This is a genomic window from Pantoea sp. ACRSC, from assembly GCF_022346785.1.
GTDB classification, from domain to species: Bacteria; Pseudomonadota; Gammaproteobacteria; order Enterobacterales; family Enterobacteriaceae; genus Pantoea; species Pantoea alvi.
The window spans coordinates 28599-41509 of record NZ_JAKRNN010000022.1 but is presented as its reverse complement, the minus strand read 5'-3'; the positions used below and the strand labels follow the sequence as shown (position 1 = coordinate 41509).

The 12911-nt window shown below is 57.9% G+C and carries 12 protein-coding genes; 4 read left to right on the top strand and 8 right to left on the bottom strand.

The window, feature by feature from the left end; all coding sequences use genetic code 11:
- Nucleotides 1-100 precede the first annotated feature (100 nt).
- From MHZ97_RS18245 to MHZ97_RS18235, 3 genes are all read right to left on the bottom strand, one after another.
- Nucleotides 101-2080, bottom strand: coding sequence for an autotransporter outer membrane beta-barrel domain-containing protein (locus MHZ97_RS18245; RefSeq protein ID WP_103796978.1), 1980 nt, complete (start codon nucleotides 2078-2080; stop codon nucleotides 101-103).
- A gap of 261 nt (nucleotides 2081-2341) precedes the next feature.
- Nucleotides 2342-2668 carry a gamma-glutamylcyclotransferase gene (locus MHZ97_RS18240; RefSeq protein ID WP_103796979.1) on the bottom strand — a complete coding sequence of 109 codons (327 nt, stop codon included), beginning with the start codon at nucleotides 2666-2668 and terminating at the stop codon, nucleotides 2342-2344.
- Between the two features lie 406 nt (nucleotides 2669-3074).
- Nucleotides 3075-4124, bottom strand: a complete 1050-nt coding sequence (locus MHZ97_RS18235; protein ID WP_239315334.1) for an NAD(P)-dependent alcohol dehydrogenase — start codon at nucleotides 4122-4124, stop codon at nucleotides 3075-3077.
- 110 nt (nucleotides 4125-4234) lie between these two features.
- Between MHZ97_RS18235 and MHZ97_RS18230 the strand changes: the two genes are divergently transcribed.
- Entirely contained in the window at nucleotides 4235-4633 is a 399-nt protein-coding gene (locus MHZ97_RS18230) for a helix-turn-helix domain-containing protein (protein ID WP_103796981.1), read from the top strand.
- Nucleotides 4634-4667: 34 nt separating this feature from the next.
- Here MHZ97_RS18230 and MHZ97_RS18225 read toward each other — a convergent pair whose 3' ends face one another.
- Nucleotides 4668-5489 (bottom strand): Cof-type HAD-IIB family hydrolase, encoded by an 822-nt coding sequence (locus tag MHZ97_RS18225; RefSeq protein ID WP_239315333.1) that lies wholly within the window; start codon nucleotides 5487-5489, stop codon nucleotides 4668-4670.
- Between the two features lie 244 nt (nucleotides 5490-5733).
- Between MHZ97_RS18225 and MHZ97_RS18220 the strand changes: the two genes are divergently transcribed.
- On the top strand, nucleotides 5734-6996 hold the full coding sequence (locus MHZ97_RS18220; protein ID WP_239315332.1) for a DUF1479 domain-containing protein: 1263 nt from the start codon (nucleotides 5734-5736) through the stop codon (nucleotides 6994-6996).
- A gap of 75 nt (nucleotides 6997-7071) precedes the next feature.
- Nucleotides 7072-7821: a DNA-binding transcriptional regulator YciT gene (locus MHZ97_RS18215; RefSeq protein WP_239315331.1), complete on the top strand. Its 750-nt coding sequence runs from the start codon at nucleotides 7072-7074 to the stop codon at nucleotides 7819-7821.
- Between the two features lie 8 nt (nucleotides 7822-7829).
- Here MHZ97_RS18215 and MHZ97_RS18210 read toward each other — a convergent pair whose 3' ends face one another.
- A complete protein-coding gene (locus tag MHZ97_RS18210; RefSeq protein WP_103796985.1) occupies nucleotides 7830-8714 on the bottom strand; it encodes a LysR family transcriptional regulator in 885 nt (294 codons plus the stop codon).
- Between the two features lie 99 nt (nucleotides 8715-8813).
- On the opposite strand from MHZ97_RS18210, the gene MHZ97_RS18205 reads away from it, so the two are divergent.
- Nucleotides 8814-9539, top strand: a complete 726-nt coding sequence (locus tag MHZ97_RS18205) for an SDR family oxidoreductase (protein WP_239315330.1) — start codon at nucleotides 8814-8816, stop codon at nucleotides 9537-9539.
- 83 nt (nucleotides 9540-9622) lie between these two features.
- On the opposite strand, the gene MHZ97_RS18200 is transcribed toward MHZ97_RS18205, so the two are convergent.
- The 3 genes from MHZ97_RS18200 to MHZ97_RS18190 form a co-directional block, all read right to left on the bottom strand.
- Nucleotides 9623-9844 (bottom strand): YdgH/BhsA/McbA-like domain containing protein, encoded by a 222-nt coding sequence (locus MHZ97_RS18200; RefSeq protein ID WP_239315329.1) that lies wholly within the window; start codon nucleotides 9842-9844, stop codon nucleotides 9623-9625.
- Between the two features lie 101 nt (nucleotides 9845-9945).
- Nucleotides 9946-10644, bottom strand: coding sequence for an aspartate/glutamate racemase family protein (locus tag MHZ97_RS18195; RefSeq protein ID WP_239315328.1), 699 nt, complete (start codon nucleotides 10642-10644; stop codon nucleotides 9946-9948).
- A gap of 146 nt (nucleotides 10645-10790) precedes the next feature.
- Nucleotides 10791-12839: an FUSC family protein gene (locus tag MHZ97_RS18190; RefSeq protein ID WP_239315327.1), complete on the bottom strand. Its 2049-nt coding sequence runs from the start codon at nucleotides 12837-12839 to the stop codon at nucleotides 10791-10793.
- Between the last annotated feature and the right edge of the window lie 72 nt (nucleotides 12840-12911).

Here is a 12911-nt window from a genome sequence, read left to right as displayed (position 1 = left end):
CGTTCCCGTTCCCGTGGACCTAAAACTCCTGTACAAATTAAAAGCTTCTGGCCAGGCTCCCATTTAAACCGGGCCAGCCCGCAAGGCTGGCCCGCGTCAGTTAAAAGGTCGCGTTTACGCCGATATTCCAGCTGACCTGATGCGCATCGCGGTTGCCGCCTATGGCGGATACGCCAGCGAAGGCGTTAACCGTTTCCCCCAGCGGTACGTTGGCGCCGACGGCGGCATCCAGCCAGTTGCTGTCGCGCGCCCCCGTGGTGCGGCTGAAGGCGGTGCGGGTCGACTTCAAACCAGCGGTAACGGTAGAGTCGGTATCGCCAAACTGATGGTTGTAACTCACCTGCGCCCAGGGATTGACCGGCCACTGATGGCTGTCAATGCGCCAGCCCACCGCGCCAATTTGCGAGTGGCTGGTCTGATCGCCGTAGCGCATCGAGGTGCTGCTGTTGCCCTCCTCGCGGTAGCCGCCAATGCGGCCATAGTCGAGCGCATAGCTTGCCACCGGACCGGTAGTGAGATGCGCGCTCAGCGGCAGATCCCAGCCGGTCTGCACGCGCATTCCCAGCAGCTTGCCGCCGGTATTGCCCTGCTCGGTGCGGGTCGCCGGGCCAATTTTTATGTCGCGCTCGATATCGTCAAAATCCAGGTCGGCATAGTGAAGATCGGCGTTGATCCACGCCCGATCGCCCAGCTCCAGCTGGCTGTAAAGCGCCACCAGATTGCCGCGCAGGCGGTAGTCATAGCGCGAGGAAGGCGACTGCCGCTGGTTGGTATTCGAAAAAAGCACACCAGTCTGCCAGCTGTCGGTGATCTGATAGCCCAGGCCCAGCGTGAAGCTGGCGGTAGTCGCGTCGCCGTTGTACCAGGCGTCCCCTTTATAGTCAACATGCTGGCCGGCATAGCCGCCGAACACCGAAAGATCCCCCGCGCTGTTCGCCTGATGCCGCTGCTGTTGCAGATGCCCGTCCAGCGTGTTTTGCATATCGCGCGACAGGGATTGCGGCACCTGCGACAGAGCCGCGACCTGCGCAGGCGCGTCAAGAATCGACTGAATATAGTCCGCCATCATAGCCTGCACGTCGGGGCTGGGATGGAGGCGGTCAGCAAACAGATAGGCTTGCGCGCTGGAAAAACCCGGGTCGTCAGAGGCGCAATCATCCGCCGCAGTGCCGACCGGACAGGCGATGCCGATAGTATTGGTCAGGCCGTAACGGGTCGGATCGGCGATCACCTCGTTAAACAGCCCGGCGATATCGACGCGCACGATATTGCCGTTGAGCGTCGCCAGCCCCTGCTCTTCCTGCTGATTGTAGCCCGCCGTCAGCGCCGAGACCTGCGTGCTCAGCGCCTGCCAGGCGTTATAGAGCTGCTCCGCCAGCGCGTCGCGCACGGCGGGCACGCCAGATACCTGCGCCGCCGCCTGAGTAAAGGCGTTGCGCACCGCCTGCTGACGCGAAGCGCTGTCAGGCGTGGCGGCAGCGTTAAGCGACTGAAAGGCGGCGGCCGTCGCCGCGCTGGAGGCTGGCCCCAGCGCGCGCAGCACCGTTAAGATCATATAGGGCGTTTCGCCCAGCTGCGGTACGGTCGGCACTATCACCGCGCCTGCGCCGGCGTCCAGCAGCGTTTTTACCTGTGCCGTGGCCGCTGCCGCGCTGGTATCAAGGGTATCGGACGCGGTAAGGGGATTAGTAACGGCGGCCGCGACGTCGTTAGCGCCTACCCAGTGAATATAAAGCCCGTTGCTGTCGGCGCGTCCCCCAGTGGATCTCAGGTAGCCGGCGAGCTGGTCTTCGGTGTTAAGTCGAGGGTCGAGCCGGGGACGAGATACCGCGCCGCCCTGCGCATAGTTACTGCCGCCCAGCGTTGAACGCTGTAAGTCCTGCCCCAGATGCGCAGCCAGAATTTCGTCATAGAGCGGATGACGGCCGCCATCCCAGGTAAAACGGCCAATATTGCCGCTGTCGCTCAGGCTGTCGCCGAACACGGTAAGGCTGTCCCACGCCAGCGCCGGGAGCGGCGTCATTAATGCGCCGATAGCAGCGAAGGCAGCGAGAGAACGCGTGTCTTTAGGGGTTTTCATCATCGACTCCGGAAATCGCCAGGCATCGCTCGCCTGGCCGCAGGGGTGAAAGTGAGGCGCGGTCGAAGATGCCCGCGCAGCCAGAAACAGGCCGCATCAGCGATGCGATCGTAAAAAAAATGTTAACAAGGACGATTAGAAAACTAGTCAGAGAGAGGCGCTATTGCCACTATTTTGGCAATATTTCGTCAGGCAGCTGTTAAAGCGGAGCGCGAGAGGTAATGCATTGTTGTGCCAGCACTCCTTACCGGCACAGGCTTTTCAGGCGGGCTGGATTTGATAAACCCAGGCGGTAACGCGATCGCCTTTTTCAGTGTTCACTGTAACAGGCACGCGATCGTAACCTGCTTCAAACTCATCCAGCATTGGCCAGTGCTGCGCCAGCCTGGCTGACTGAAACACAAAGCCATGCACGGGCGCGCCCTGCGCATCCAGCTGGATGGCGGGAAACCCCAGCGCCGCACCCCAGCCCGATTCATGCAGAATGCCATTAACCCATCCCGCCAGCCAGTCGCCGCCGATATTTTCCAGGATATGGGCATTAGAACGCCCCGGACATAAGGTGCCATAGACAAACAGTTTTTCCACTTCCCCTCCCCTTTTACATAGCGCAAGCCAGACTGTACCGACGATATTCCCTGTTGTCATGCTCTCTACCGGTTACAGTGAACAGGTCTGACGTGCGGATGGGTTACTGATTACAGTGAATCTTTGCTCGATCAGAGAGAGCATGGCGCTGCTGATTACAGTCAATTTGCGCCTGTAACCGCTCTCTGCTCACTATATCGGCCAGGTTGTCTAAACCCCGAGCGATTACCGGATGAATTTTGATCACTTCCGCCCGCGGTGAAGCATTCACTGTAATCAGCAGGGGATGGTCAAAAAAAAGAGGATATGCAAGGGGTGTGGGCAGGCGCTTAGCGCCTGGCTTAACTGGCGATTTCAGGCTGAAATGCTTATATATCAAGGGGCTTATCCCTAAGCCCCTTTGTTGTTACCAGCGCGTCTTTTCCATATCGATAACAAAGCGGTATTTCACATCGCCTTGCAGCATACGAGCAAAGGCGCTTTCAATCTCTTCGCCAGCAATGATCTCAACGTCAGAGGTAATATTGTGCTGACCGCAGAAATCGAGCATCTCCTGCGTTTCGCGGATGCTGCCGATGGAGGTGCCGCTAATGCTGAGACGACGAAAAACCATCGGCGTAACGTTCGGCGACGGGTGCGGTCGATCGGGAATGCCCACTAAAACCAGCTGTCCGTTGGTTTTCAACGTCGCCAGATAAGGATCGAGATCGTGCGGCGCGGCAACGCAGTCGAGAATAATATCAAGCGAGGTCTGACAGGCCGCCATCTGCTGTGCATCACGCGAGACCACTACGTGGCTGGCGCCCAGGCGACGTGCATCCTCGCCCTTCTCCGGCGAGGTGGTAAACAGCGTCACCTCTGCGCCCAGCGCGCTGGCCAGCTTAACCGCCATATGCCCCAGACCGCCCAGTCCGATAACGCCGACTTTATCGCCCGGCTGCACATTATAGTGACGCAGCGGCGACCAGACGGTGACGCCCGCGCACAGCAGCGGCGCAACTGCTTTCAGGTCAAGGTTCTGCGGGATGGAAACCACAAACTGCTGATCGGCAATTAAATGCTGAGCGTAGCCGCCGAAGGTGGTATTACCGGTATATTTGTCGGTGCCGTTATAGGTCGGGGTAAAGCCCGCCTCACAGTACTGTTCTTCCTGCTGCTGGCAAAAATGGCACTGCCCACAGGAGTCAACCATAACGCCGACGCCAACAATGTCGCCCGCTTTGAAGCGGGTTACGTTGGCACCGGCGGCTTCGACGCGTCCGACAATTTCATGGCCCGGCACCAGCGGATAGCGGCTTACGCCCCACTCATTGCGCGCCATATGCAGATCGGAATGGCATACGCCGCAGTAGGTGATGGCAATTTTAACGTCGTCCGGCTGCAACTCGCGCAGTTCAATCTGACCCGCCGCCAGCGGTTGCGTAGCCTGCTGCGCGACCAGTGCGTTAATTTTCATAGTTTCCTCCTGATGTCTGCCTGAAGCGGCAAAGAAAGCGGCCCACTATAGACAGGCGGGAACGCTATTGGTAGTAGTTACCTTTTGGTAACCATGAGGAAAATTTTGCTATGCCCGCCTGGATTGATGGAAAGCTGATGTTCTTTGCCGACTCTCCGCCGCGTCGTCTGCTAGAGCTGTTTGCCGTAAAGTGGAGCACAATGGTGCTTCACGCCCTTTATCACTGGCCTGAGCAACGCGCACGCACGGGCGAACTGCAGCGCAGCCTGCAGGGTATTTCAAAAAAAATGCTGGTGCAGACGCTGCGTGAGCTGGAGCAGCGCGGACTGGTGTCGCGTAAGGTATTTGAGGTGGTGCCGCCAAAGGTCGAATATGCGCTGACGCCGCTGGGCAAAAGGTTCGCTGAACCCATTGAGCGAATGTATCAGTGGGGGCTGGAGCATCAGGCCGCGCTGGATGAGATGGAGCAGAATCTCGAGGCAGCGCGGCGGCAAGATAGCGCATCCTGACCCCGGAGGCGTCGCACGCGGGGCCGGCAGAGGTTTAGCCGAAGGGAAACTCACGCGAGAGCACGCGGGCGATCACGTTTAATGCGCCCTCGTCGTTATTGCTCTCAGTTTTATAGCGCGCCACGGCGCGTACCGGCTCTACGGCGTTCGCCATCGCAAAGCTGAAGCAGGCCTGGCGCAGCATCTCCAGATCGTTTGCGCTGTCGCCAATTGCCACCACTTCGCAATCGCTGATACCCCATTTTTCCTGCAGCAGCGCGATGCCGTGCGCTTTGTGGCAGCCCGGAATAATCAGATCGATAAAACCATAGCCGCTGGAAACCGGATGCATAATGTTTTCGATTTCGCCCAGCTGGTTGTGCAGGCGCGCCATCAGCGCATCAACCCCTTCATGCGCCAGGTTCAGGGAAAACTTAAAGATGGTGTCGTCGATCCCATAGAGATCGTCGCGTTTTTCCAGCCGGGCATAGTGATTCGACAGCAGGCTGACCACCTCATCCGGAACCGATGAATGAATATAGGCGCCGTTGCGACCGCAGACCACGGTGCTGATGTCAGGCTCTTTGGCGAGGATCTCCAGCACCTGATGCACGCGCGACTGCGCCAGTTCGCCACAAAAAATCTCTTCATTGCTGTCTGAGACCCAGGCACCGTTCTCGGCAACAAATGCGATTTCATCTTTAATCTCAGGAAAGTAACGCTGCAGCTGGTAGTACTGATTGCCGCTGGCGACCACGAAACGAATGCCTTTCTCTTTCAACAGCGCGTACTGCCGCAAAAAGCGCTGAACGTTGTACTCCTTGTTGTCGTCGAGAAAGGTGCCATCCATATCCACCGCGATCATCTTTACCGCCATTGTCATCTCCTTGCTGAGGCTGTTGTTTCAGTGATGCCCACTCAAAGGGTAAAGCTTACCCGCAGTGTGGATTAATGAGAATTCTAATAATAAGAATGTTCAGGGCTTTCGGAGCTTTCCTTACGCCTTGTGCAGACGATCACGAAACCAAGGGTTGCCTAAAGGTTACTGCGCTGCTTAAACTTACGAACGAAATAAAAATTTATTATAAATGAAGAACACTTACCAGCCTGCGGAGGCCCAAATGACCCTACATGTTCAGGCTACGCCGTTGCCCGACAATATTAGCGTAGCGATTCGCACCTTTAAGCAGCAGATTCGAGAGCAAATCGGCGATGTAGAGGCGCTTTTCGCCCGCGTCAGCCAGCGTATCGAAAGCGCCATTGCCGAAGCGAAAGCTGAAGAGCAGCGTTACGGTAGCGCCTGGCCGGTGGTTACGCGGGAAGCTATTGCAAAAGGCGAAGTTTCGAATGAAACCCTGGCGCGTATTAAACGGCGCGGCTGCCTGGTAGTAAAACAGCACTTCCCGCGCGAGCAGGCGCTGGCATGGGATCAATCGCTGCTGGACTATCTCGACCTGAATGACTTTGACGCGCAGTATCGCGGTCCCGGCGATAATTTCTTCGGCAGCCTGGAGGCGTCACGCCCGGAAATTTTCCCCATCTACTGGTCGCAGGCGCAGATGCAGGCGCGCCAGAGCGACGCCACCGCGCAGGTGCAGTCGTTCCTTAATCGCCTGTGGCGCTTCTCTTCTCACGGCAAGCAGTGGTTCGATCCTGACGTCAGCATTATCTATCCCGACCGCATCCGCCGCCGTCCGCCGGGCACCACGTCGAAAGGGCTGGGCGCGCATACCGATTCCGGCGCGCTGGAGCGCTGGCTGCTGCCCGCTTATCAGCAGGTGTTCGCCGCGGTCTTCCATGGTGATATAGAGGCTTATGATCCCTGGGATGCCGCCTGGCGCACCGAGGTAAATGAATATGATGTGCCCGACACCACCAAATGCTCTGCGTTTCGTACCTTCCAGGGCTGGACCGCGCTGTCGGATATGCTGAGCGGACAGGGGCTGCTGCATGTGGTGCCGGTGCCGGAGGCGATGGCCTATATTCTGCTGCGTCCGCTGCTTAATGACGTGCCGGACGACGAGCTGTGCGGCGTTGCGCCCGGCAAGGTTTTGCCGGTCAGCGAAAAGTGGCATCCGTTACTGATTAACGGCCTTTGCTCTATTCCGCCGCTGGAGGCGGGCGATTCAGTATGGTGGCACTGCGATGTTATCCACTCCGTCGCCCCGGTAGAGAACCAGCAGGGCTGGGGAAACGTCATGTATATCCCGGCCGCGCCGATGTGCGCGAAAAACCGCGCCTGCGCGCAGGAGGTTGCCGAAGCGCTGGCGCTGGGCCGCTCCCCCGCAGATTTCCCGCCGGAGAATTACGAAACAGGCTGGCGCGATCGCTTTACGTTCGACGATCTCAACGCCAACGGCCGACGCGCGCTTGGTCTGGCCTGATCCTTGCCGCGCAGCGTCCCCTGCGCGGCTTCTCTCTGCTACACTGGCGCCACCCTTTTCCATTAAACGGCCCGCATGAACGCTCGTCATCAACAGATTATTCAACTCGTTAATACGCGCGGCAGCGTTACGGTCACTGAGCTGGCCCAGCTGACCGGCGTCTCTGAAGTGACCGTCCGTCAGGATCTCAACCTGCTGGAGCGCGACCATTTTCTGCGCCGCGTCCACGGCTCCGCTATGGCGCTGGACAGCGATAATGTCGGCATGCGTATGCATACCCGCTACGAACTCAAGCAGGCTCTGGCCAGCCACGCTGCAGGCCTGATTGAGCCAGGCGAGGCGGTCTTTATTGAAGGCGGCAGCACCAATGCGCTGCTGGCGCGCTTGCTGGCCGATCGCGCCGACGTCACGGTGATTACCGTTAGCCATTTTATCGCCCACCTGCTGAAAGACGCGGCGTGCGACGTCATTGTGCCAGGCGGGCTGTTACAGAAAAGCAGCCAGTCTATGGTCGGGCCGCTGACGCGCTACTGCATTCAGCAAATACACTTTCATAAAGCCTTTATTGGCGTTGACGGCTGGCAGGCGGAAACCGGCTTTACCGGCCGCAATATGCTGCGCTGCGATGTGGTGGATGCGGTACTGGCGAAAAACGTCCCCACCTGGGCGCTGACGGACGCCTCGAAGTTCGGGCAAATCCATCCCTACCCGCTGTCGTCAGGCTATCGGGTGGCGCAGGTGATTACCGATAACGGGCTGGACGCTGAGGTGCTGGCGCAGCTGGAGGAACAGGGCGTCGCGGTGACCTGCGTTGCCTCTCGCTGACGCTCGGCTCAGATCTTCATATGATCGATAAGCGCCCGGAGCTTGGGCGCCAGATTTTTTCGGCTGGGGAAATAGAGATAGAAGCCGGCGAAGGTCGGCAGATAGTCCACCAGCAGCGGCACCAGCTCGCCGCGCGCGATATAGGGCCGGTAAGTCTCCTCCATCCCGAATGCGATGCCGCCACCCGCGCAGGCGGTGCGGATCATCACCCCCATATCGTTGGTATTCAGCCGCGCATTGACCGCGACATCAAACTCCCTGCCCTCTTCCGCAAACTCCCAGCGATAAGGGGCCACGCCCGGTTCGCGTCGCCAGCCGATGCAGCAGTGCTGTAACAGCTCATGGGGATGGCGCGGGGTGCCGCAGCGCGCCAGATAGTCGGGCGAGGCGACGGCAAGCTGCCGCTGACGCAGTGAGACCGGAACCGCAATCATATCTTGCGCGATAATCTCTCCCAGCCTGACGCCAGCGTCATAGCCCTGCGCCACGATATCGAACTCTTCGTCAGTCACTGAAATATCCAGCTCGATCTGCGGATAGCGGCTGAGAAACGACGCCAGCAGCTCGCCGTTGATAAAGCGCTCGGCAATGGACGAAACGGCCAGCCGCAGCAGCCCCCGTGGCTCCCCTGCCAGCGCGCTGATGTCGGCTACCGCCTGGTTGAGCTGGGATATGGCTGGCGCCACTTCGGCATAGAGCCTTTCCCCCGCCTCGGTAAGGCTGAGGCTGCGCGTGGTGCGCCGAATCAGCGAAATCTGCAGCCGATCCTCCAGCCGCCTTAACGCCTGGCTAACCGCCGGCCGCGTTACGCCCAGTTTCTCTGCCGCGATACGAAAGTTGCGTGTTTGCGCCAGCGTGACAAATACCTCCAGCGCATTTTTATCCAGCATCATTGGTTAGCCTGTGTTACCAGTCAGGTAAGGAATGGATGGATTCTCTTTATAAAGCAGCAGGACCAAAATAACCAGACCCTTAACAACAGGAGCGAAACCATGAGCAATAAAGTGATCTTAATCACCGGCGCCTCAAGTGGCATTGGCGCAGGCATCGCACGCGAGCTGGCGGTGAGCGGCGCGGTTTTGCTGTTAGGCGCCCGCCGCGTCGATCGTTTACAGGCGCTGGCGGCGGAGCTGGAGCAGCAAGGCGCGGAAGTGGCCGTCGCTGCACTTGACGTCACTTCGCGTGCCTCAGTGCAGCAGTTTGCCGAGGTCGCGCTGGCGAAATGGGGGCGGATCGACGTGATGATCAACAATGCGGGCGTTATGCCGCTGTCGCCGCTGGCCTCGCTGAAGGTGGATGAGTGGGATCAGATGATTGACGTCAATATTAAAGGGGTATTGTACGGCATCGCCGCTGTGCTGCCGCCGATGCTGGCGCGTGAAGCGGGCCATATCATTAATATCGCCTCTATCGGCGCGCTGAGCGTTTCGCCCACCGCCGCCGTTTACTGCGCAACGAAGTTTGCCGTGCGGGCTATCTCAGACGGCCTGCGTCAGGAGAGTCAACAGCTGCGCGTAACCTGTATCCATCCCGGCGTGGTGGAAAGCGAACTCGCCGCCAGCATCACCGACCCCGCTGCTGCCGCGCTGATGGCTGATTATCGTTCTATTGCCCTGCAGCCCGCCGCCATTGGACGCGCCGTGCGCTTCGCCATTGAGCAGCCTGACGATGTCGACGTCAGCGAGATTGTAGTGCGCCCTACCCGCTCGCCCTATTAATCTGGCGCAGAGGGTTAAACGGGCACAACAAAAAAGGCTGCCTTGCGGCAGCCTTTTCTGGCACGTCCCTGTACGACCATCCGTTATTTATAGAGTTCAGCGGTCATGTAGACGCCGTTGTCGGCGCGGGCGCTGGTAATTTTGTAGCCTGACGCGCCCTCAGCCTGTGCTTTAGCGGCGATATGCGCTTCAGCGCTGTCCAGCGTGCTGCCGTGCGCAGAGATGCTTTGTGCAGCAAAGCTGCCAAATGAGATCATTGAAAGAGCAGCAACGGTAGCAATAGCGAGAGTTTCTACGTTTTTCATGGTCAAAATCCTTCTTTTGTTAGTGCGAGGCAACATGCCTTCGATGGGTGATATAATAACCTTAGTTACTATTACGCGACTAACAAAAAGTGCGATCTGGATCACTCTCCCTGCAGCGCCTGCTGAACGGCGCGCTGCGCATGAATTTGCGTCGTGTCGAACAGCGGCACGCTGGCATCGTTCACTGTAACCAGCATGGTTATTTCGGTGCAGCCGAGAATAATGCCTTCGGCACCCTGGGCAGCAAGCCTGGCCATAATTTCGCAAAACCGCACCCGTGATTCTGGATTGATAATCCCCTGACACAGCTCCTCATAGATGACCTGATGGATAAAATCGCGATCCCTCTGCTCAGGGGTAATGACCTCCAGCCCAAATTTATCCGTCAGTCGCCCGCGATAAAAGGCCTCTTCCATGGTAAAGCGCGTGGCCAGCAGCCCCACTTTGTTTAGCCCCATCTCATGGATCCGCTGCGCAGTTGCATCGGCGATATGCAGCAGCGGGATCGCGACGGCCTGCTCGATTTGCCCGGCAACTTTATGCATGGTGTTGGTCGCCAGCACCAGAAAGTCTGCGCCCGCCAGCGACAACGCCTGCGCGGCTTGCGCCAGCAGGACGCCAGCCTCATCCCATCGCCCTGCGCTCTGCAGCTTTTCAATCTCGTCAAAGTCCAGGCTATAAAGCACTACGCGCGCGGAATGCAGGCCGCCAAGCGCGCGCTTAACCTCCTCATTCAGGATACGGTAATAGAGCGCGGTCGATTCCCATGACATGCCGCCGATCAAGCCGATTGTTTTCACACTGCCCCTCGCTTATCCAGATAGTTATTGTTTACAGCATGCCTGATAACGGGCTGTGCTGGCTCACCTTTATTGCGAAACTGACATCTCTTTATGCAAATAAAAAACAGCCGCGCTGGCGGCTGTTTTTTATTATTCACAACGGCTCAGGCCTGCTGCGGCCAGCGGGCCAGAGGGAACAGCGCGAGCCGCACGTTAAACAGATACAGCAGCGGCGCGTAAAAGCGACTATCGCGCTGCGCCAGCGTTTGCAGCGCGATAATAAGCAGGTTCAGCTCTTCAAGCAGCGCCTGATGCGGCTGGGTCTGTAATAACCGAATACGATTTTTGAGGAACAGGCGCAGCTCGCCGAACAAGCGGTCACTGCTGATATCCCGTTCCGCCAGCAGTGACTGATGGCGCACATAGAAGTCATAGCAGTTAGCGCCCAGCCAGGCTTCGGTAATCAGATTACCGCCCACCGCCAGTTCCGCATCACTGTCGATACGCTTGCGAGGAAGGATAACGTTGACCTTATCCAGCGTGCGCGCGACAAACTGCTGACGCATCAGCAGCGAAGCGCCGTTAAGCTCTATCGCGTTGATAAACTGCAGCAGCTCCTTCAACCCTTTGCGCAGCGCGCGTTTAGCAGTCCACGCAGGACGTTTGTTACGGATCACCGCCGTCACGATAACCGCGGCGGCAATGCCGGTTAGCGTTGAGAGTGAGGCATTCACTATAAGCAGCAAATTGGGTTTGAAGTGATGGCTCATCCCGATCAGGCCAGGGATCTGCGTCGCCACGATCAGTCCGATCAGGTTGGTGGAAGGGTTGGCAATAACCAGCCCTAATGCCATCAACCCAGGCGCCAGGCAGAGCACCAGCGATTCAAAGGAGGTCGCCTCCGGTATCAGCAAGGTGGTGTAAAGCATGCTTATGCCAATAGCCACCACCACGCCTTTAAGGAAGATTTTCATCGGTGCGAGCGGGCTATCCATTGCCGCAAAGAAAGAGCAGAGCACGGCTGCCATCATTGGAGCGGTCGCGCCATCTCCCCAGCCGCTGCCGATCCAGAACAGGCAGGTAAGGAAGGTGGCCAGAAAAGCGGTAAAACAGGAGAGCAGCAGCATCCCCTTATCGACATGCTTATGGCTGCGCGCCATCTTGCCCGGCTTCGCCCTGGGCGTCAGATCGCTGACGCGTTCGGCCACCGTCTGACAGGCTTCTGCAATACGCACAAAATTCAGCAGCCTTTCCAGCAGGCCGGCGAGCAGAATGCTTTCCTCAACCGGCAGTTCGCCACTTTCCCACTCCGCCTTTAGCTGCTGCTGCGCCGACAAGAGCCTTTCCTTAATCCCCTGCGTCTCTGCACCATGTTCTGCGCTGTTCAGCCAGTGCAAAAACAGCTGAAAGGTCTGCGCGATATATTCTGGAAAGCGAACCTGCTGTTCCGCCAGCAGGCTGAGCCGGGCCTCAATCGCCGTGAGCGTAGGAAGTAAGTAAGAGAGGTGTTGATACTGAACGCTGACCAGCCGGATCAGTCGCCGCGCCGCTTCGCCTTCGTAGACACAGTGGGTTATCAGGGTTTCGACGCTCAGCGGATAGTTTGCCATCTGGACAAGGATATCTTCTCGCTCCAGCGACTTCTCTTTCGGCATCACAGTAATCAGCTCGGCGCAGAGCTTTCTGGCATTTTGATACCAGTTGCTGACGCTCTGCTCCAGCATGCTGCTCATTGAGACCGGCATAATGAGCCGATGCACCAGACTGCTGCACAGAATAGCCACACTGATCTCTTCCACGCGTGAGATAACGGTATAGGTGATATCGGCGGGAGCGGTGACGTCCGGAAAGCCCATAATTGCCGCGCTGTAGCCCGCCAGCATAAAGATGTAACTTTTGGGCGTGCGGTCATGAAGCGACAGATAAAGACAAAGCGCAACCCACAGCGAGACAGAGAGGCTAAACAGCATCGGATCTTCCACTGTGGCGGGGTAGATAAGCAGCACAAAAAGGCCGCCCAGCAGCGTCCCTAAAAAGCGGAAGACGGATTTAGAAATAGTGGAGGCAGAATAGAGCTGCGAGGCAACGTAGACGGTGGTCAGTGACCAGGCGGGCTTATCCAGATTAAGTTCTAATGCGATATAGAGCGCTAAAAAGGCGGCAAGACAGGTTTTGCTGGAAAAGAGTAGCGCGCTTTTTGAAAACCACTTCATACAGTGAATGGACCTCAGACAGGCATTTTTGGCGATATCCTGACAGAAGGGATAGCGGAATGCTCTTCGATT